Origin of the sequence: Hymenobacter norwichensis DSM 15439 (assembly GCF_000420705.1) — a bacterium.
GTDB classification, from domain to species: domain Bacteria; phylum Bacteroidota; class Bacteroidia; order Cytophagales; family Hymenobacteraceae; genus Hymenobacter; species Hymenobacter norwichensis.
This window is the reverse complement of sequence record NZ_ATVL01000013.1, coordinates 101,090-121,163: the sequence shown is the minus strand read 5'-3', so window position 1 is coordinate 121,163 and position 20,074 is coordinate 101,090. Positions and strand designations below refer to the sequence as shown.

At 56.2% G+C, this 20,074-nt stretch carries 13 protein-coding genes; 11 read left to right on the top strand and 2 right to left on the bottom strand.

The window, feature by feature from the left end; translation table 11 throughout:
• Positions 1-131 precede the first annotated feature (131 nt).
• Together G536_RS0124650 and G536_RS0124645 are read left to right on the top strand one after the other, a co-directional pair.
• Positions 132-509, top strand: a complete 378-nt coding sequence (locus G536_RS0124650; RefSeq protein WP_022826281.1) for a hypothetical protein — start codon at positions 132-134, stop codon at positions 507-509.
• Positions 502-741: a hypothetical protein gene (locus tag G536_RS0124645; protein WP_022826280.1), complete on the top strand. Its 240-nt coding sequence runs from the start codon at positions 502-504 to the stop codon at positions 739-741. Before G536_RS0124650 ends, G536_RS0124645 begins: the two co-directional genes overlap by 8 nt.
• Before the next feature lie 115 nt (positions 742-856).
• On the opposite strand, the gene G536_RS0124640 is transcribed toward G536_RS0124645, so the two are convergent.
• Positions 857-1,909, bottom strand: coding sequence for a tyrosine-type recombinase/integrase (locus G536_RS0124640; protein WP_022826279.1), 1,053 nt, complete (start codon positions 1,907-1,909; stop codon positions 857-859).
• Between the two features lie 2,285 nt (positions 1,910-4,194).
• Entirely contained in the window at positions 4,195-4,443 is a 249-nt protein-coding gene (locus G536_RS33120; RefSeq protein ID WP_071837824.1) for a helix-turn-helix domain-containing protein, read from the bottom strand.
• A 108-nt stretch (positions 4,444-4,551) separates the two neighbouring features.
• Between G536_RS33120 and G536_RS0124635 the strand changes: the two genes are divergently transcribed.
• The 9 genes from G536_RS0124635 to G536_RS31205 all read left to right on the top strand — a co-directional run bounded on the left by G536_RS0124635 (position 4,552) and on the right by G536_RS31205 (position 20,059).
• Positions 4,552-5,175 carry a hypothetical protein gene (locus G536_RS0124635; protein WP_022826278.1) on the top strand — a complete coding sequence of 208 codons (624 nt, stop codon included), beginning with the start codon at positions 4,552-4,554 and terminating at the stop codon, positions 5,173-5,175.
• 1,124 nt (positions 5,176-6,299) lie between these two features.
• Positions 6,300-6,857 carry a helix-turn-helix domain-containing protein gene (locus G536_RS0124630; RefSeq protein ID WP_033370777.1) on the top strand — a complete coding sequence of 186 codons (558 nt, stop codon included), beginning with the start codon at positions 6,300-6,302 and terminating at the stop codon, positions 6,855-6,857.
• A gap of 781 nt (positions 6,858-7,638) precedes the next feature.
• On the top strand, positions 7,639-8,394 hold the full coding sequence (locus G536_RS0124625) for a ParA family protein (RefSeq protein ID WP_022826276.1): 756 nt from the start codon (positions 7,639-7,641) through the stop codon (positions 8,392-8,394).
• Complete coding sequence (locus G536_RS0124620) at positions 8,391-8,744, top strand: hypothetical protein (protein WP_033370776.1); 354 nt, start codon at positions 8,391-8,393, stop codon at positions 8,742-8,744. Before G536_RS0124625 ends, G536_RS0124620 begins: the two co-directional genes overlap by 4 nt.
• Before the next feature lie 646 nt (positions 8,745-9,390).
• On the top strand, positions 9,391-10,602 hold the full coding sequence (locus G536_RS29755; protein ID WP_022826274.1) for a RepB family plasmid replication initiator protein: 1,212 nt from the start codon (positions 9,391-9,393) through the stop codon (positions 10,600-10,602).
• A gap of 324 nt (positions 10,603-10,926) precedes the next feature.
• Positions 10,927-11,580, top strand: a complete 654-nt coding sequence (locus tag G536_RS0124610) for a response regulator (RefSeq protein ID WP_022826273.1) — start codon at positions 10,927-10,929, stop codon at positions 11,578-11,580.
• Positions 11,581-11,708: 128 nt separating this feature from the next.
• Positions 11,709-14,453, top strand: a complete 2,745-nt coding sequence (locus tag G536_RS0124605) for a T9SS type A sorting domain-containing protein (RefSeq protein WP_022826272.1) — start codon at positions 11,709-11,711, stop codon at positions 14,451-14,453.
• A gap of 583 nt (positions 14,454-15,036) precedes the next feature.
• The gene (locus G536_RS0124600; protein WP_169515162.1) at positions 15,037-17,991 is read left to right on the top strand and encodes a sensor histidine kinase; all 2,955 of its coding nucleotides are present in this window, start codon (positions 15,037-15,039) and stop codon (positions 17,989-17,991) included.
• A gap of 664 nt (positions 17,992-18,655) precedes the next feature.
• Positions 18,656-20,059, top strand: coding sequence for a metallophosphoesterase family protein (locus G536_RS31205; protein WP_022826270.1), 1,404 nt, complete (start codon positions 18,656-18,658; stop codon positions 20,057-20,059).
• Positions 20,060-20,074: the final 15 nt, after the last annotated feature.

The following is a 20,074-nucleotide window of genomic DNA, read 5'->3' as shown; positions in this document are numbered from 1 at the left end:
AGCACCGCATAGATTTTAGTAGAGAATGTATGTCGGCATGACGACCGAAACCAGTTGGTGTACTTCCGTAGTAATCCTAGCTGCTTCCCACGGGATGCTACCGTTCTACGGTATTTTATTTTAATTGCTTGATGCTCCCTGCCCTGCGCCCCCTGCTGCTCACCGGTTTGCTGGCCCTGTTGCCGCTGCTTTTTGGCCTCGTCATCAACACCGCGGCCCCGCACCCGCCCACTGCGGCCCGCACCCCCACACACTGCACCCGCTATTGCCACAACCACGCCTGCCCGCATGCGACGCCGGCCAACAGCCCAGCATACTTCCAACTGCGTCCGCTCTACGGATCTATTGTCCGGGCGCTGGCAACTGGCGGCGGCGGAACAACCTATATACTGGCTAATCTGCTGGTGTTTCTGGTAGCCATCCCGCTACTGCTACTGCGTCTGACTTACGCCGTCTTGCGCGATGCACGCACCATTCGCCGCCTGCAATCTACCCTACCTCATGCCTGACCTGTTTCTCTCCCTGCTGTACCGCCTGGGCCGGCTGACGTACTGGTACTGCGTGGATTTCATGGTAAACCTGGCTAACCTCACCGGCACGAGTTATCCTGAAGCCAATACATGGGTACTGCTCCTGTTTATTCCTGGGCTGCTGTGCCTGTTGGTGCTCGTGCGCCTGTGGCAGGGCCACCGCCTGCGTCACTTGCGTCGTCGGGTAGCAGCTACCACGGCCCCCGAATAGCCTCACTTCGTTCCAATCACCATTTGGTTACTGCCAGATAACTACCTCAAGCGGAGGCAGTCATCTCACGCAGAATAGAGTGGGCCTCTAACACCACGAATTCTTGCTCCTGGTGTTAAAGACCCAGGCTTTGAGCGGCATTGTAGGACACGACGTTGTTGAGCTGGGTATAGCGCTCAATCATGGCATCGGTCTTTTGCTTAGTCTGGTTCTTGATGGCCTTGTGCGATTGCCCGTTGAGCACGGCCGTCGTCACAAAGGACACCCGCAGTGAGTGGGCCGAATAGCCAGACCCCAGCCGCTTTTGCACCAGCTTGTTAATCGAAATATCCGAGAGCCGCTTGCCCGACGGAGCCGCCATTAGCCCCGGTGTGGTGCGCGGAATCTTGACAAACAGCGGCCCGGTGGTGCGACCCAGCAGGTTCAGCCACGCCCGCAAGCAGCGGACGGGGCAGAAATCCAGCGTGGGCGCGTAGAACAGGGCTTTGTCCTCTACTGCACCATATTGGTTGGTTTTGCTTTTAGCCAGATGCACGAGCAAGGCTCGCTCGGTAAACTCCAGCTGCTCAATGTTGAGGTCCACCAGTTCCGAGCGGCGGAAAGCTCCGGCGAAGCCCAGCAGCAGCAGGGCACGGTCGCGGATGCCGGCGGACGTGTCTAGGTCAATGCGCCGAATGGCCTGCTTCAGCTCTTCGACCGTAAACGCCTGCGCTTGGACTTGCCGCTTGCCCAGCGTGCGGGTAATGCCTTCCATCACGAGGTTGAGCGCATCCAGGGTAGCTGGCAGTTTGTAGCCCGCGAGTTGGTGGGCTTTGCGGATGGCCGCCAAGTGCCGCTTGATGGTAGCCAGCGCGTGTGGCCCGGTGAGCGGTTGTTGTCCCTTCTTCTTCCCTCTCCCCTCTCTGGGTGCAGACTCGGGTTTCTCGGAGGCCAGGTGGGCAACGTACTCGGTCAGGGTATCCACGTCGGCCGGCACGGCTTGCAAGCCATGCTGCTCGCAGAAGGTCACGTAGCTTTTCAAGTCCGAGGTGTACGCCCGCTCGGTGTTGGCCGCCCCTTGCAGGCCGACTTCCAAGAAGCCCGCCACCTTGGCGGAGGCCCGCGCGAGTTGCGCGCTGACCGATTGGTTGGTGTTGGTCGACGGGACGAGCGACAGGTCTTCGTTCATAGAGGAGGTCGAGGCGTTACTTGGACGAGCGATTCAGAAAATCAGTCTGACCAAGTCTCCACACTTTATAGAAAGGAGTGGAAACCGGTGGAAAAGCCCCCGATTTCGTGAGCTAAATATGAGTTATGATAAGTAAAGGTTATCATAACTTATATCATAGCCTACTAAATGACTTCTTTCGAGTTGCTAAAGAAGCAGCATCCTTGTATTACAGACTGCCTATCTGCTTGGCCCAACTGCCGCCGCGGATTTGCTGCTTCATCTCCTCTCGTTGGCGAGGCTAGTACTTATCACTAGCGCAAGTCAGCTACCTTGCCCGCTGCCTAGACTAGTACGCCGCACCCCCACTACCTCAGAGGTCCGGGTACTGCGCTCTGACCTACTCGTCAATGCCCGGCTCTTACTAGGTGGCGAACGATGATAAACGCCACTAGGAGGCCTACCGCTGCTCGTCGAGTTATTGGCTGACGCAACTAGTAGCGTAATTGATCGTGGCCCTTTCCCTCAACCAACGCCAAATCGCAGTGGCACGCCAACGCTCGCCTTATCCCCCTCGTTCTGCAAAAGCACAGGCACCGCGTGATCATCATACGAGCCAGGCCTACACCATCGCTGTAGCAGCCTTCGTCAGGGTCGCCTTGCGGTTGTCCTACTCATGCCATCGTTCATCTTGTAGCGAGGTCACCTCAACTGACAAGTTAATGCGCCACCTCAGGAGTTGCTTTAACTAAACAAGTAGCACAAACGGGAACGCGTAGAACATACCCCAGCACCGCCTCTGCGCTACGCGCAGTAAGTTTTCTGGGCATGGCCACCCCGCATGCCTACACGAGTAGACATGCGTCATAAAGCAGCTTATCCTCTCCTACATTCCTTCTTTCCCGAGCCCAACCAAGCAGAAGAACTTGTTGTTAACCCTCAAGCATGCCGGCGAAACGGGGTAACTCTTTTTACCATGCTAGATGCCCGTCTATGCGTCATGGTAAAGTACTGAATGCGTCCGTGGACACTCCTAACCCTGGGCGGTTGCTCTCCAGCAGAGCCGCTTGCGTTTCAGAGCGTATACAAATGTAGTACTTTTTCACTAAAACGCCACTATCCGAGCTGCTTTTTTTATAGAAATTTATATGCTTTTCTGCTCGTCCTGAAAGGTGGTTGCCGGGTGTCGTTAGTGCAGAGATGGTCGGCGGGCATGCGGGGTGGCTATGCCCAGAAAACTCACTGCGCGCAGCGCAGAGGTGGCGCTGGGGCCTTTCTTGGTGGAACGGATCCGGGGCCAGCTGTCGGCGCGTGTACAGGCACTAAATGGGCCTGTATCGCTCTGTATTCTGCCTTTTTCGCTCGCGAGGTGAGCCGTTAGGATATCCCGTTAGTGTGGTATTTAAACTCCGGGGGCGCCGCAGGCGTCACCGAATCGGAAGGTAAATGTGTTGGGTGTTGGTAAAGGAAGAAAGAAAACCCAATGAGAGGCGAGACCGGCGCTAGTGGGTCGGCGCACCCAACCCAACCGCCGGTCCGGCCGGGTCGAGATGCAATGGTATTTATCTAATAATACTGCTGCCACCAGATACTGGAATCAATGACGGACCAAGTCAGGTGGCACCCAGGGGACTTTTAGGAGGGCAGCCCACCGTCTCGCCTAGGCGACGACTGTGCTGGTACCAACGGCTCAGCTCTGGTTTAAGGACGAAGCAGCAAAAAGTCCAAGTGCTTGACAGCAACAATACTCAAAGGTAAAAAGCCGGTTTCATGTACCGTATGTCCTACTAAATATCGTTTTACCTGTTTCTCAGCTAATTGCCTGGTTGTCAAGGGAATTATTTTTCATCTGTTTTCAATACTATCAGCCTACATGCTAGTGAAGGTGAACAACTAGGTATCTGCATAACCAAGCCGGAGTCGCGTCCAAGTTTGGACGTGGCTCCGGGCAGGATGACAATGAATGGTTTATTCGTAAGCGGGACTTAGTTGAACCCGGACCAAAGGACTATCCATTGTAATAGTTATATAATAAGGAATAGGCTTGTTGCTACCCGGCTCTTGTTTGCAAGAACTGAGCGCGAAAAAAATTAAAAATTTTTATACATCAGGGCTGGGGTCACCCCCAGTACCTCTCCCCGGCTAGGAGCAAAGGGGAAACTGCCTCCCGAAAAGGACGCTGGGGAAATTTCCATTTTCTCGTGCCATTGCGTTTTTTACGAGAAAATGTGATCTACACACCATTAGTTTTCCGGCGGTGCTGCGGCTCCATAAGCGCAAAAGACAGAGCAAGAATAAGAGCCCATTTAGGGATGTAGACCTTCTTCTAGCAGGCGTTCTAAGTCTGTGACGACTACACCTAGATTTACCTGGTAATAGCGGCAGAGTACGGCGACCGTCAGCAAAGCAACGTTCCGCCGGCCAGACTCGAGCCGACTGACGTGTACGCCCGTAGCATCATACACCTCTTGCAAGGTAAGGCGGCGTTCCTCCCGGACGGCTTTTAGGCGACGGGCAAGTTCGCGCAAAAAAAGAGACTGTTGCTGTACCGGCATGCCGCGACAAAGGCCGGGATTGCCCAAACGAAGCACAAGGACCGAACGGTCCTTATTTTATTGCCTTTTGTACATTTGCCTCCATTCATCTCTCTACAGTCTATCGCTATGCTCACAAGCGCATCTGTTTTTCATTTTTCTCCTCCTGCCACCCCTTCAGAAGGGGCATGGTGCCTAGCCGTCATCCTGATTGCTCGAGCGAATCTACGTGTGCCTTCCACGTATGAAACCGCCTTGGATACTGTCTTTGACTTAAGTGCAAATAGCCTCGCGCCTAATCTAAAGCGAGAAAGTATCCTTTTGCTTACCAGTTTCAAGTTCAGCACGTTCGTGCTAGATGAGGATGTGCCAGAATACTTTGACGAGATGGGGCCCTTCACCTCCATGTTGTTATTTAGTGTAGTAGAATTTGATGGGGGCTATCCTGGTAGCATCAAGGTCAGCCTTCAGGCAAGTGCTTTGCCATTCCTACGACAGTTGCAGCGCGGCATTCACGAGCTTTTGCAACAAGATGCCCTCTCCCCTACTGCCTTGATAACGCACATGCAAAATAGTGCTCCACTTACGGTGCTAGAGCTACCTGGGGCTCCTCCCTACCAACTGGGTTTCTTTGACCGATTTATCTATCGCCTAGGACTGCCACAACGCTGGGCCAGTGCGCATGAGGCACAGAATACCCAGCAGCAAGCGCTGCCATCCAGAAAAGTTCTGCGTTCCCTTCCAAGACCATAGGTCAACTATGAGGCTCTCTAGCACTCATTCCTCTTATGCTTCCGCTTTGCGCGGCAGTCAGTGGGCCTGCCCACTTGGCTGGGGCTTCATCCCTTGCATTCATAGGCCACTGGTCACCTAGGGAAGGGACTGCTTGGTGGTGCTCTGCTTCCGGTGCGCTGGGCCCAACGCACCGAAAGCAGGGAATTTTCCTCCCCCTGGTGGGGCTCGCCTATTCGGCACCATACAACGATGCCTTGGCATAGCCAAGTGCGAGTAGGCTGCCACTAGCCTCCTAGGCCGTTCCTCGTTGACGAGAGCCCTATGGCATCACGTCAGCCAGGCTGAGGTAATACCCTGCTCCTATCGACTTGTGCAGGTTAGGGACACTGGCCACCAACTAACCCACATACCGTATCCATATCTGACCCCGGCAGCTGAACGGCCTGCCTTTGGGAGAGACCAACCAAGCTGCCTATCTGATGGCTGGGCCTCTTGCCTTTCGTAGAGCTGGGACTGCATCCTATCGCCTTTGGAGAGTGAGCAGCTAATGCCTTTCGGAGAGTTGGGCCTAGCCTGTCGGGGAGTGAGGCAGTTGGCCTTCCGGAGAGCAGGGCCCGCGGCCTGCCCAGAAGTATGGTCTCCTGTGTGTTGGGGAGGGAGGCAGCCCTGCATCCCCTCTTTTCGCCGCCTAAGCTCGTACTTGAACCGGAGCAGTGCATAGCTGCCCGCGTAGCGGGCATGAGTGCTGCGATTGCCCCTTTGCACGCCGATGCTCCCTTCTGTTGTTCCCCGTTGCGCCTACGCCTTTCGCCAGGGCAGGATAGACCAAGTTCATGAGCGAGGAATAGCATCTGACTGAGCTAAAAAAGGAGACTTAGCCCAATGAAAGGCGAAGGCAACTCCTGTATATATACTAGATAAGAGAAGCGACTTGCCAGACTGCTGATTATTAATTTGTTACAATAAACATCTGCACACCTTAAGGAGTGTGCAGATCTGCCTATTTCTAGGGTGTGCAGATAGGCACAGTGCTAGGGTGTGCAGATCTGCACACTGTAGGGAGTGTGCAGACACCCTCTTCTTAGTTGGTAGTTTAGCCAGCCTTTCTTATTTTTGTGCAGTTAACATTGTTTCCTTTTCTAATGGGACTCGCTATAAATACTGCTACTTTTCCTATTACTGCTTCTGATTCCGCTGATTTGCATTTGTATCTCCAGTGGTACAAAGCGTACCTATCCATTATGCGCGAAATGGTCACCGATAATCCCCGAGCGCTGGAGGTGTTGTTACTGCTAATGGAAAAGTGCGACAAGACCAACACGTACGTGGGGAACCAGGCCCAGCTGGCCAAAAGCTTAGGTAAGCATCGCAATACTGTCTCCAAGGCAGTGGAGTACCTACAGGCCCACCAGTTGATTCAGCTCTTCAAGCTAGGCACGACGAATGGCTACCGGCTCAACGCGCAGTTGGTGTGGCAGGGTAGTGTGAGCGAGCGTAGTAAAGCAAAGTTCTCCGAGGAGCCGTTACCGGTAGGTCGCAAGAAATTGGTGCAGCACTTCAAGCAGGTGCCGGCCCGCGCTCAAAAAGCCGCGCAGGTGGCTGCTTCGGAAGGCAAGCAGAAGCGCCGCGTTAAGGTCACGCCGATTGCTACGAGCGAGCCGCCTACGTTCAACGCTAAGAGAGTGGCCGCGCTTTTATAGTAAGTACGCAAACTCTTGCCTATATAGGTCTAGTCCTACAAACCAGGAACTAATGGTATATGGGTTACTACCGCTAAGGCATCTAAGCACAGTACTGGCCGGTTTTGCACAGAGAGCGTGTATACTCCAGCACGTTCGGTTAATCATCGTATTACGACTTTCTTGATAAAGGAGCAACATCACCGCGGCAAATGCTCACCCAACACGATGAAGAATTGCTGCGATAAGAGCTCTAGCTACCTTGAATGCTGCATGTGTGGATATCTGACAGCATTGCTTGACATACTCGTATAATAGCTGTTACTGCTAGCTTGGCGTGCGCTCTTACCGTTTCCCCACGCTTTCTTAGCTATGAGCGCCGCCTTAGTCCGTTGGAAAAAGTCTAGCACTCGTGTTGGGTAATGAAGATGGGAATGTCGGCCGTAAGGATATTAGCATCGGCGTATTACTGTAAGTAAAGTCTACTCAACTTTCCCGAAGTACTGAAATAAAGCCTGTATTCCGTGAGACGGGTCGACTTTGCCCATAAGCAAGGTGGCTTGGTGTTGGCAGGAAGTCAGTAGTTGAGGCAGCTGATTAGGAGCTTGTTGCTCTACACTTCCACAAGCTCCTAATCAACTTTATTGCAAAATATACAGAGTTTACATAAATCTATGTATAACATTAATTCTGATCATTCTCAGAATTCTGAGAATGATCAGAATTAATGTTATACATAGATTTATGTATTTGCTAGATATTATCATAATGTGTATTATTACACATATTATAAAAATTCCTCATGCAAATAATCTCCTTTGCCAACCACAAGGGTGGTGTGGGTAAGACGACTTCAACTCTTGCAGTCGCACAGTGCTTAGCGAGTCAGGGCAAGCAAGTATTGCTGTTGGATTGTGATGCCCAGTGCAACCTATCCATGTCTTTTTCTCCAAGCCATGATAAGCACATAGGTCACTTGCTGACTGGTCAAAGTGGCCTAGATCAAGTGGTGCAGCAAGTGGGAGCGGGGCTGTATTTAGTTTCCTCAATGCCCAAGCTTCATGACTTGGAGCGCGAACTAGCAGGACAGCCTGGAAGCGACTTCGTGCTTCGTGAAATTCTGGAATCAGTGGAGGGGATCGACTATTGTCTAATCGACACGCCACCTAACCTCTTCACTCTTACTCACGCGGCTCTTACTGCCAGCGATGCAGTTTTTATTCCTACCCAACCAGAATACTATTCCTTTGAAGGGCTGGCTACCTTATTGGAAACTTGCACCATGATCCGTAAAAGGGTAAATCCAAAGCTGATTCTAGGAGGGGTTTTTTTTACCAAATATTCGCCCACTTATCGCAAAAAGCTTCACCATGATATGGTAGGAGTGATGCAGCAGCACCCAGAACTGGGGAAGCTCTTGATGCAAACCTCGATTCGGGAAAACGTCTCTCTGGCCGAAGCACAAATTCAAAAGGAGAGTGTCTATGACTACGCCCCAAACAGCAACGGGGCCCGCGATTATTTCTCTCTCACAACAGAAATTCTCTCCCGACTATGAGTAAGCCAAAATTCGGCAGCAATCTACTCTCAGTAAATGAGAAACTAAGAAGTTTGCAGCCAGAAGAACCTAAGCTAGCATTGGAATCACCTACTGATGCTACGCCAATAATAATCGCCGAGAAATCAGATAAAGATCAGGACCCTTGGGTTTCGTTCACCGTGCATATCAAGCGCTCAACCTATATGCAGATAAAGCAGGCGGAATTCTGGGTATCTGGCTTTGGTGAAATGCGCGAACACGCGGATGTTGCTTGGCAAGAGTATCTATTGAAACTTCCTGAATCTCAGAAAGCACTCCCAGAAAAGGTACTGGATAAGTTATTGAAGACAAGCAAAAAGCTACAATAAATAGTATTAAAAAGTAATAAATGTCGTTAAAAACAACCTTGTGATATACTTTATTATACTATTTTAAGTTACCTGGATGACCTATCTCCCGGTTAAGCGTTTTTCTCTAAGGTTTAATACCCCATTGCTTATAAGAGTTATGGGGTATTATGTATATACATGATTCGCCTAACCTATTTCGCTCACCTAAATCGAAAAGCTCACAGATTGTCCTTTGGTTTACAATGATTTATATGGTGTATTTAAATAAATTGAGATAGCTCAAATAGGAAGCCATTACCTCTGAGATAGGAGCCCGTTACCTTCATGAGATAATTTCAGATAGGAAGCCGTTACCTTTTGAGATAGTTTTTTTATCTCATATCAAATTTTAAAACCCTGAGTCTTATTTCAACTTTTAATATTAACACTTATTATAATATTAAGAGCGGTGCAACCAACTGATCATCAAGAAATTACAACCACTAAACAGGAGCCGGTTACCTCTGAGATAGGAGGCCGTTACCTCTGAGATAGGAGGCCGTTACCTCTGAGATAGGAGGCCGTTACCTCTGAGATAGGAGGCCGTTACCTCTGAGATAGGAGATGAGATAATTTGTTTTACTATCTGAAATTGCTACTTTAGCTGCTGATTATTTTTTGGATCATGGCTAAGAATCAGTATCCTGGTACAACCTTCGAAAAAAGCCGGAATCGATGGAAGGCACAAGTACGTATCAACGGTAAAACCAAGAGCATCGGCTATTTCGATACGCAGCCTGAAGCTTACGCAGCAGTAGTCACTGCCAAGCGAGACACGGCTGCCGCTATTGAACAGGGGCAGTTACAGCAGCCGGAGAGTGCCACTTATCGCTTGGAGATTCAGGATAACCGGCGGACGACCACTGTTGCTCAGAGTAACGTGCTGATCGAACACCCCTGGGCGATGACCTTACTTGAGGCTCGCATCTTTGTACTGCTATTGCGTGGCCTACGCCGCGACGAGGCTGACAGTAAGCGTATCGTTATTCCTCTGTCCGATTTAGTGGGTGACCAGCCTATCGGTGGACGCGGCTATCAGTATCTGCATGTAGCCATGGACGGACTCGATGCCATTCGCATTGATCTACCCATGCCGAACCGCAAGAAGGACTATCACAAAGTACCGTTAGTTCACTCTCTTAAACTCGACAGCGGGCAGGGGACCATTTCCGGTTACTTTTCCAACGATGTTATTCCTTACCTAACAAACCTGACTGAGAACTTCACGTTGGGCCAAGTCGCAGACCTTCTTAGTATCAAAAGCCCCAATACCCACAAATTCTACTGGATTATGCAGATGTGGAAGTTTAAGAGTCCACATACCGTTGATGTTGAGACGCTGCGAGATTTAACTACCGGAGAAGCCTATCCTCAGTTTGCTGACTACCGAAAATACGTACTCAAACCGTCGCTGGAAGAACTCAACACGCTCAACTTCGACATCTCCTATATAGAGAAGAAGAAAGGTCGCAGTGTAGATTCCATTGAATTTCATATTAATTACAACGGTCCTAGTAAACTACAGCCTAAACAGTTACAACTTCAATTGGGTGATGCTACTTTACCTGTGGAGACCCCACAACAACCTCAACTGACAACAACTTCAACTGACTTTCGTGGCCGAGTAGCTGGGCGCATGCGCAAGTTTAAGTTGGAAGAGTACCAAATTGACCGGATACTCACGCTTACTGAGAACGAACTGCAAAAGATGATGAAAGACACGCATCAATTGCTAAAGGAATACGAGGCCGGTACCAAAGTTTTCGATAACATCGCTGCCTCCGCTATGAGCAAGATTAACAGCTTGTTCCCACGACTATACCCTAAGGCTAAATGAAGAGCACCACTTTCAACAGGCTAACTAGTGGACGTGCATGTAGCCGAAAATTTCTTCTTAACGGGTCAGAAAGTTGGGGCCAGAAAGACAAACCATGTTTTCTTTCTGGTCCTACTTCTTAGCCCTGTTTTTAAGCACCTTTCCAGGGAATTAGTAGAACTAGACTATAGGCTCAGAAATCTATGACTAAATGGACGGCCTTTACTAAAGGCCCAAGCGCGTTTTTACTTGACTGCCTCCATCAGCCATTGCGGTAGTCGATGCGGCGTTCTATCCCCCTTTCGTGTCATAGCGCGGGGCACCTGGGGGTGCTACCTTTGGCGTATGCAAACGCGCCTGCCCCTGGCCATTATCGAAGACCAGACGCCCATCCGGGAAATGCTGCACCAGTACCTGAGTGCGCAGCCGGAGTTTGAGTGCGTGCTGACGGCGGCGTCGATGGAGGATTTCTTTCGGCAGCTACCCGCGCTCGGCACCCCGCCGGTGTTGGTGCTCTCTGATATTGGGCTGCCGGGGCGCTCGGGCATCGAAGGGTTGCCCCTTATTCTGGCCCGGTTGCCCGCGGCGCAGGTACTCATGCTGAGCGTATACACCGACGCGGCCCGCGTGTTCGAGGCCATTTGCGCCGGGGCGGTAGGCTACCTGGTCAAAAACACGCCGCTGCCCCTCCTAAAAGCCCACCTGCTGGAGGTGGCCGCCGGCGGTTCGCCCATGTCGCCGGCCGTGGCCCGGCACGTGCTGCAGGCGTTTCGGCGGCAGCCACCGGTGGCAGTGGCGGCTACGGCCGAGGCCCGCCTCACGCTCCGCGAGCAGGAAATCGTGACGGCCGTAGAGGAAGGCCTCAGCTACAAGCTCATTGCCGATGCCTGCGGCATCAGCCTCGACACGGTGAAAAATCACCTGCGGGCCGTCTACCGCAAGCTGCACATCAACTCCAAGGGCGAGCTGCTGGCTCTGGCCCTGAAGCGACAGAAGTAAGCGGCCTAGCACCAGATAGTACTACACTTTCGTGTCATTGTGCCGCAAGGAAAGAAGGGCGTGCTTTGGAGCGTTCCACGGCGATGGCCGTTGCACGCCATTTCTTCACCCCCTTTCCCCCTACTCTTATGCGCCTTCCTTTACTCAATTGGTTGAAACGCGCGGGGTGGTGTCTGGCCCTGCTGCTGCCGCTAGCCGCTCACGCCCAAGCGCCCGCCAACGACAACCCCAGCGGGGCCATTGCTCTGCCGCTGGCCACCAGCTGCACCCCCTCCAGCGGCACGAACGTGGGGGCTACCCCCACCGTTGCCAACGGCTACGCCAACCCGGGCTGCGGCATTGCCACCACCCCGCTGGACGTGTGGTTCCGGTTCACGACCGATGCCACCGGCCCCGGCAGCACGGCGGCGGCTATTACTGTGGCGGGCACCGCCGCCGGTCAGGTGCGGCTGTTTTCCAGCGCGGGTGGGGCAACGGGACCGTTCACTGCCCTTGGCTGTGCGTCCGGTGGATCCAACAACGCCCAAGCGGCCCGACTGGTGGTGGTGGGGTTGACGCCCGCCACCACGTACTACGTGTCCGTAGCAGGCTACGGCTCGACCGATACGCAGGGGGCCTTTACTATCTGCGCCACGGTGCCGGTGGCCAACGACGCGGCCGTGGAGTCCGTGCTCACGCTCGCCCAGCTGCCTATTCCGCCGGGCGCCCCCCACGTCGTGCGGGCCGTGGTGAGCAACCAGGGCAGTAGCGTCCAAACCAACCTGCCCGTGACGCTGACCGTGACGGGCGCCAATGCCTTCACCAACACCCTGATTGTGGCCACACTGGCCCCCGGGGCCTCGGCCACGGTGAGCTTCGCTGCCTTCACGCCCACGGCCACCGGCACCAACACTCTGGCTGTAACGACTCCCGCCGACGACACCAATACCAACAACAGCCGCAGCGTGCTGCAAGAGGTGAACACCACCACTTACTCTTATGCCAGCCCCGGCGTGGCTACGGGGGCTTTTCAACTGGGATTAGACGCAATCGACCGGGCCTTTGCCTGCCGCTACCGCGTCAACAGCCCGGTCAGCGTGGTGCAGGTACGCTCCTATGTCGTCAATTTTGGGGGTTTGCCCGCCGGGCAAGCCGGCAGCAGCATTGGCAAAACGGTGTACGGGGTGCTGCTCGATTTCGCCACCGGCACCCTGCTAGCCCGCTCGCCCGATTACGTGCTAACGGCCGCCGACATCAACACCTATGTGACCCTACCCCTCACCACGTCCGTCGCGCTGCCGGCGGGCACGGACGTGCTGGTGGGCATGGTGGCGTTGTACCCAGCCGGCCCAACGGCCAACTACGCGCCCTTCGGTACGCAGGTGGATGAGCCCGGCCGAACGGATGCCTTCTACAACGTTTCCGCCATTTCCCTCGTTTCCCCCCAGCCCGTAAATAGCAATACCGGGGGCTACAAGCGGCTGATGCTGGAAGCCGTGACGGCCCCGGCCATCGCCTGCCCCGGCCCCACCACCCTGACGGCTACCGGCATCACCCCGACCGGGGCCACGCTCGCCTTCACGCCGCCCGTCGGTGCCAGCGGCAGCTACTCCCTGACCTACTTTGCCAATGGTGTCTCCGCCACGACGGTGGCCGTCACCACTTCACCGGTTACGCTCAGCGGCCTTACCCCCGGTACTACCTACACGGTGAGCCTATCAGCCAGCTGCGGCGGTGGTCAGGCTTCGTACCCCACGTTTACCACCTTTACTACCCCGCTGCCCGCCCAGGACGCCGCCGTGGAGGCGGTGCAAGCGCTGACCCAGCTGCCCATTCCGGCGGGGGCGCCCCACGTCGTGCGGGCCGTGGTGAGCAACCGCGGTACGGCGGCCCTGGCTAACCTGCCCGTGACGCTGACCGTGACGGGCGCCAATGCCTTCACCAACACCCAGACCCTGGCCACGCTGGCACCGGGGGCTACCACAACGGTGAGCTTCGCGGGCTTCACGCCCGCGGCCACCGGCGCCAACACGCTCACGGTGACCGTGCCAGCCGACGGCCTCAACACCAATAACAACCGCAGCGCGACGCAGGTAGTGAACACGACCACCTTCTCCTACACCGACCCCGGCGTGGGGGCACAAGTTGGCTTGGGCTTCGGGCCGACCAGTGTCAATAATGCGGGGGTTGTGCGCCTCCAGACCAGTACCTCCCTGCGTGTGACGCAGGTGCGGGCCTACCTGCGAACGGCCGCCGCGGCCCCCGCGCCCAGCGCTACCGTGGGCAAAACGGTGTACGGGGTGCTGCTTGACGCGGCCGGGGCCGTGCTGGCCCGCTCACCCGACTATGTGGTGGTGGCCAGCGACCTGAATACCTATGTGACGTTTACGCTGACTACTCCCCCAATCCTGCCTGCCGGCAGCGACTTCTACGTGGGGGCCGCCCAAACCTACCAATTGGGCCAGAATACCGGCTACTCCCCTTTGGGGGGGCAGGCCAATGGGCCCGGTCAGCCCAACACCTTTTACAGCGCCTCCACCAACCAGGTCGTGGCACCCACCGACTTGATTACGTCGGGACCCTACAAGCTGATGATAGAGGCCGTTACCCAGGTGGTGCTGGCGACCCACAACGAGGTGCTGGCCGCCACGGTGGTCCTCTACCCCAACCCGGCCCACCAAGCCTTCACCCTGGTGGTGCCGGCCGGCTCGCTTGGCTCGGCTTCGGCCACGCTGATGAACGCGCTAGGGCAGGTGGTACAGACCCGGCAGCTGCACCTGCCCGCTGCTGGCGGCACCACCGAGTTTGACGTGCGCGGCCTGGCCGCCGGCGTGTACTCGCTGCAACTCCAGACCGGCGAAACCCGCGTAGTGAAGCGGGTAGTTATTAACTAAACATACGCTACTGGATGGCAATCAAAAGGGCTGACCCGTGTGGGTCAGCCCTTTTGGTTAGCGCGGGTCGTAACTGTTTCCGCATTGGTTGCAAGCGGTGGTCGAGTCGTAAGATGGCCGGAAAACAAGCTGGTTTCAGCAAGCGAAACAGATCTAGCAGCCCACGTCTCGGCAGTAGGTCCGCAAACGTTGAAGCTCAGTAGTTAATGGGCGCACCAGCCAACCCAAAATTGACTATCTATACACCGTTGGGATTATATATTAAAGTGGTAGTATTGCCAAGAAATGTATTATTTATTCTTGTGAAGATGAAAGTAGTGGCTACGTTGTTTGTGGTTCCGGCTCCTCCGGCTACTAGTTGCCCTGATCACGAAAGTACTATAGCGCCGCGCGCAGCCACTTCTCCTCCTTACCGCCTGATGCTACTGGATGCCCCTGCTGGGTGTTCTGGATTCTTCTCTGTTCTTACCCGCCCGGCATGTGCTTGAAGCACCCTAGCCTCTTGGGGTGGCTGATAGGGTGCTGGCTGCTCGTAGCGAGCCCGGGAGCGTACGCCCAGCAACTGGAACAGCAACCGGACCACGTGCTAAGTACGGTCGGTATCCGCGCCGTAAGCAGCGACCCGGTGGGCTTTGCCTGGGTGGCCACCCGACAGGGCATGTTTCGCTACGACGGCCGGCAACTCGTTTCCCTCAACCAGCTGGTGCGGCAGGGCCCGCCCCTGCGTGGTGAGGCCTACCGGGTGGTGGCCGATTCCTCCGGCACAGTGTGGATCGGCATGCACGACGGTCTCTACGCCTTTGTGCCCGCCACCGGCGAGCTGCGCCAAGTGCCGCTGCCCCCGCTCATCGGACGGCACAGCCACATCAACGCCTTGCTGCTGCATCGGGGCGCGCTCTGGTTTGGCCGGGGAATAGACCCGTGCCAGCTGTTTCAACTCGCGCTGCGGCGGCCCCGGCAGCCTCCCCGGCTGGTGTGGCAGTACCCGCAGGGCCTGATCATGGCCATCGAGCCCGATAAGGTGGGGCAGTTGCTACTCTTTAGCTTCGAACGCAGCTGGCGGCTAACGCCCAGTGGCCGGGTGTACCCCTTAGCCGACCATAGCCACCGCTACCGCGTGCAGCAGGCCAACCAAGCGCGCCGTACGCAGCTGGCCGACCAGCCGCTGCGCTTGCCCCACGGCCCTTACTCGTTAACCGACAGTACCCTCCTCGAGCAGCGGCCTGGGCAGCGCCCGCGGGTGCTGGCCCGCTGGGCGCGCCACCGATCCTCCGCCGCAGTGCCCCACCTGGACGTGCTGGAGCTCGACAGCACCTGGTACTGGCTGGGGCAGGGGGAGCTGCTGGCCTTGTCCATTCGGCGGCAACAACAGCCGCCTGGGCTCATACACCATCCAGCCCCTTTAGCCCCGGAGTGGAACGCGTGGCTGAGCTTCAACCGGGCCCGGACAGGCCTGTGGGCGTTTGCCGAGGGCATGCCGGGCCTGCTCCAGTTGCGGCCCCGACCGGTGCCCATTCAGGCCCTGCCCGTGGCCGGCGGGCCCCGCCTGAGCACCCGCACCATCAACCGGCTGCCTGATGGCCGGCTGGTGGTGGGCAGCTACGCGGGCACTTTCACGCAAGCGGCCGACAGCCCGCTGGCGATGCTGCGCCGCTGGCAGGGGCCAGAACCCGGACCGGTCTGGTTTTGCAGCCTGCGCCTGCCCGATGCTCGTCTGGTTATTGGGCTGGAAAACTACGGTATTGTGCTGCTGACCGGGCGGCAGTTCACGGAAATCACCTGGGTGGGCCCGCATCCTGACCCGTCAGGCAAATCCACCTTCTGCTTGCTGCGCGACCGGGCAAGGCGGGTGTGGGCCGGAGGGCAGCAAGGCCTGTTTCAGCTTGACCTCGCGCGCCGCACCCGCCGACGCTACCGCGAAGGTGACCCCACCTGGCCGCTGCACCGCTGCGAGATAGAAGCCCTGAGCGAAGGAGCGCACGGCGAACTGTGGCTGGCCACCAACCAGGGGCTGTATTGCCTGCAGCCCGCTACCGGCCGGCTGCGCCACTACGGCCCCGACGAGCCGCCGTCCTACCGCTTGCCCACCAGCTTGGTGCGCACGGTGCTGGTTGCCCACCCCGACAGCATATGGGTGGGCACGCTCGATGCCGGCCTGCTGCTGCTGCACCCGCGGCGGGGCGTGCAGCGGCAGCTCACGCTGGGCCAGGGGCTACCCAGCGAAGCAGTGGCGTTTGTGCTGGCCCCTCGGCCAGGCCGGGTGCTGTGGGTGGGCACCCACAACGGGCTGGTGCGCTACGAGCCCCGCACCGGCCGGCGCAGCGACCTGACCACCACCGAAGGGCTGGCTACCAACGAGCTGAACCGCCAATCGGCCTGGTACGACGCGGCGCAGCAGCGCCTGTACATCGGTGGGGTAGGGGGGCTGAGCTTTCTGGCCCCCTCGATCTTGGCCAAAGCCGGGCACGCGCCCCGGTTGCTGCTCACCAGCCTTACTCAGCACCATGCCCAGCCGGACACCATCCGCACCGAGTATCTGACTGGCACGTTGCCGCAGGGGCTGACGCTGGCCCCTGGCGACGCCTTTGCCGACCTGACGCTGGGCGTGAGTGACGAGGTGGGCCCAGAACTTGGGCGCTTCACGTATCGCCTGTTGGGGGCCGGCTCCGCGCTCTGGCAGGAGCTGGACGCGGGCAACCGTCTGCGCCTGCAAGGGCTGGAGCCGGGCGACTACACGCTTGAAATTCGCGGCGAAACCGGGCTGGGCACTTCTACTTGCAACGGGCTGCGCGTGCCGGTGCGGGCGCGCACTTACTGGTGGCGCCGACCTGGCGTGTGGGTCACCCTGACGGGCCTGCTGGTGGTGGTGGCCGCCGGCGTGGTGTACCTGTGGCAGCAGCGTCGCGCTCGGCAGCGCGAGCAGGCCTGGCGAGCGGAGCAAGCTTTGCGCCAGCGCTTGGCGGCTGACTTGCACGACGACGTGGGTAACCTGCTTACCCAGATCAGCTTGCACAGCAGTTTGCTGCGCGAAACGCCCCACAGCCCGGCCCAGACCGCGGCCCGGCTCGACGCATTAGCCGCCGCCTCACGTCAGGCCGCTCAGCAGATGAGCGACGTGGTATGGGGCCTGGAGGTGGCGGACCTGCGCCTGCGCCAGCTGCTGGATCGGATGCGTGACCACGCGCAGGAGGTACTGCCCCCGGCGGGCCTGGACGTGCGCTTCCAGGTGCCCGCCGATTTGCCCGACCCCGAACTAGCAGCCGACCTGCGGCACCACCTCTACTTGATCTACAAAGAGGCCCTGCACAACGTAGTTAAGCACGCCCGAGCTACCACCGTGACGGTGCAGCTGGCGGCTACCACTGCCGGCCTAGCCCTGACTGTAACCGATGATGGCCGGGGCCACGATGGCCACTGCCGCCCCGGTGGTCACGGCTTACCTAACATGCAGGCCCGGGCCCGGGCCGTAGGTGGCACTGTGTGCTACACACCGCAGCCAGCGGGCTTTGCGGTGGTGATAACTGTGCCACTTGGCTAAGCGGAGCAAGCCACTGTGCGAGCATAAAGGCTCTAGCCATACTCAGCCTCCAGGCATTGGTGTGTGCATGGCGGCCATCTCTGGCTTTTTTCCAGAACCAGCAACTGTAGTGTGGGCTACTGCTGCCCTGCTCGGCTGATGCAAGTTGGGTAGTGGTCGCTGTGGGCAGTGCCGATCAGCAGTTCTACACCCAGGGGGTAGGTTGCATAGGGCAGTAGCGTGCTGGCTCCTTTCCAAAAAAGGAAGCCGTCGTCCCAAGTGGGGTGGCGGCTTTCTCTCTTCAGTATGGGTCCTTACCTGCTTGATACGCTATTCTCAATATGACACTTTCGTGTCATAGCGCGGCATTACCAAATACGATAGGTTTGTAGAATTAGTGGATGCGATTGTACTTAACAAGTGCCTCCACTTGCGAAAGGGGCCATCTAGTGAATGGCTATGGCACTATTCATCCAATACCCTGCTTCGTGCACGCCTAACCCAGCCTTCATCTGGATCTCGCTCAACAAGAATTTGACTGACAGGTAGTTGGCTAAGTACGACGTGAAAGGGGGCCGGCGGAGCAAATACACTGCTTGTTTACCGGTTCGCCCTAATGGCTAGCGTGCATCCCTATTTTACCTGACCTCTGCTCTTTCTATTATTCACGCTGCCCTTTTACGCTATGAAAGCCCAAATCCAGCACTTTTCGGAGCCTAAGAATTCCATGATTCAGTCGGCGGTTAACGAGCGGCTCAACCTCACCAAAAACAGCCAAGGACTAAACTCGCAACATCCTCACATTCATGTGCTTAATAAGGTATTAGAGTTGAGGCAGGAAGGTAGTGAGGCCGGTGAGACCCACGAAAGCTTGGTGCAGCGGGCGCTGAATTGGGTAAAAGACTTGGTGGAGAAAGTCGAACTGACGGTTGAACATTCCAACTACACGCAAGGCTTTGCCATTTTAGAACAATATGTTGCCGCCTTATTAACTGGCGATACGGGCTTGGCCTCCCAGAAGCGGGATGAATTGAAATTTTCAGGATGTGACCCTAAGTGGGTAGAGTCCATGGTGGTGTGGTTCAACTCTTATAAGGTCAAGATGGATAAACCACAATATGTGGCGTATACCTCCCTCGACGACTATGCCTACGAGTTGCCGCCCACAGCCACCGGCACTTTGCGGGTAGGCATTATAGGCGACTGGGGCACCGGCGAGCACCGCGCTGTGGACGTGCTCACGCGGTTATTTGCGCTCAAGCCGGACCTGATCATCCACCTAGGTGACATATACTACTCGGGTACCGAGCACGAGTATGAGGTCAACTTCCACGCTATTATCAACCAAGCCCGCCAAGCGGCGGGTTCTGCCGTTCCGGTCTACAACCTGCCGGGCAACCACGATTATTATTCTGGTGGCCACGCGTTTTACGAGTCGTTGCAAACAATTAATACCGATGCAACTCCTGGTACGCCCGTGCAGCAAGCCAGCTATTTTGCTTTATATAACAACGCTTGGCAGATCCAAGGTATGGATACGGGCCTCTTTGATAACGACGTGCTGAAAGTAAGCCGTGATACCACGCATTTAAAGGAGAAAGAAGTGGTCTGGCATCAGCATCAGTTGGATAAAGCGCAGAGCGCCGGCCGTAAGGTCATTCTCTTATCGCATCACCAGCTTTTTTCACGCTATCAAGCCATTGCCAACCGAGCTTATAATGCAGCGCTGCTGAGCTCTTTTCAGAGCTACCTTCAGAACGACAGCATTTGCGCTTGGTTTTGGGGCCACGAGCATATAGCAGCGATTTACAAACCCTATAAAGGGCTAGCGAAAGGACGTTGCTTAGGGCACGGGGGAGTGCCGGTCCTTTACGATGCCGGGGCTCCGTATGCTGAAAAAGCATCGGTTAAGGGAGTGGTCCTCCCCGACCTACCGGAGGTGCTAGTAGACCCAGAGCTGTTCAAGAACAATGGGGAGGTGTATTATCAAGGATTTGCCTTGTTGGAATTGCACGCCGATAAGACAGGAACAGCCCATTACTATACTACGGATCAAGACAAGCCAATATACGAAGAGGACCTCTGCTAAGAACGGGTGACTTAG

What these genes read in the sequence shown, in the direction of transcription:
- G536_RS0124650 (WP_022826281.1), top strand. Translation starts at nt 132, where the DNA reads ATGCTCCCTGCCCTGCGCCCCCTGCTGCTCACCGGTTTGCTGGCCCTG.
- G536_RS0124645 (WP_022826280.1), top strand. Translation starts at nt 502, where the DNA reads ATGCCTGACCTGTTTCTCTCCCTGCTGTACCGCCTGGGCCGGCTGACG.
- G536_RS0124640 (WP_022826279.1), bottom strand. Translation starts at nt 1,909, where the DNA reads ATGAACGAAGACCTGTCGCTCGTCCCGTCGACCAACACCAACCAATCG.
- G536_RS33120 (WP_071837824.1), bottom strand. Translation starts at nt 4,443, where the DNA reads ATGCCGGTACAGCAACAGTCTCTTTTTTTGCGCGAACTTGCCCGTCGC.
- G536_RS0124635 (WP_022826278.1), top strand. Translation starts at nt 4,552, where the DNA reads ATGCTCACAAGCGCATCTGTTTTTCATTTTTCTCCTCCTGCCACCCCT.
- G536_RS0124630 (WP_033370777.1), top strand. Translation starts at nt 6,300, where the DNA reads ATGGGACTCGCTATAAATACTGCTACTTTTCCTATTACTGCTTCTGAT.
- G536_RS0124625 (WP_022826276.1), top strand. Translation starts at nt 7,639, where the DNA reads ATGCAAATAATCTCCTTTGCCAACCACAAGGGTGGTGTGGGTAAGACG.
- G536_RS0124620 (WP_033370776.1), top strand. Translation starts at nt 8,391, where the DNA reads ATGAGTAAGCCAAAATTCGGCAGCAATCTACTCTCAGTAAATGAGAAA.
- G536_RS29755 (WP_022826274.1), top strand. Translation starts at nt 9,391, where the DNA reads ATGGCTAAGAATCAGTATCCTGGTACAACCTTCGAAAAAAGCCGGAAT.
- G536_RS0124610 (WP_022826273.1), top strand. Translation starts at nt 10,927, where the DNA reads ATGCAAACGCGCCTGCCCCTGGCCATTATCGAAGACCAGACGCCCATC.
- G536_RS0124605 (WP_022826272.1), top strand. Translation starts at nt 11,709, where the DNA reads ATGCGCCTTCCTTTACTCAATTGGTTGAAACGCGCGGGGTGGTGTCTG.
- G536_RS31205 (WP_022826270.1), top strand. Translation starts at nt 18,656, where the DNA reads ATGAAAGCCCAAATCCAGCACTTTTCGGAGCCTAAGAATTCCATGATT.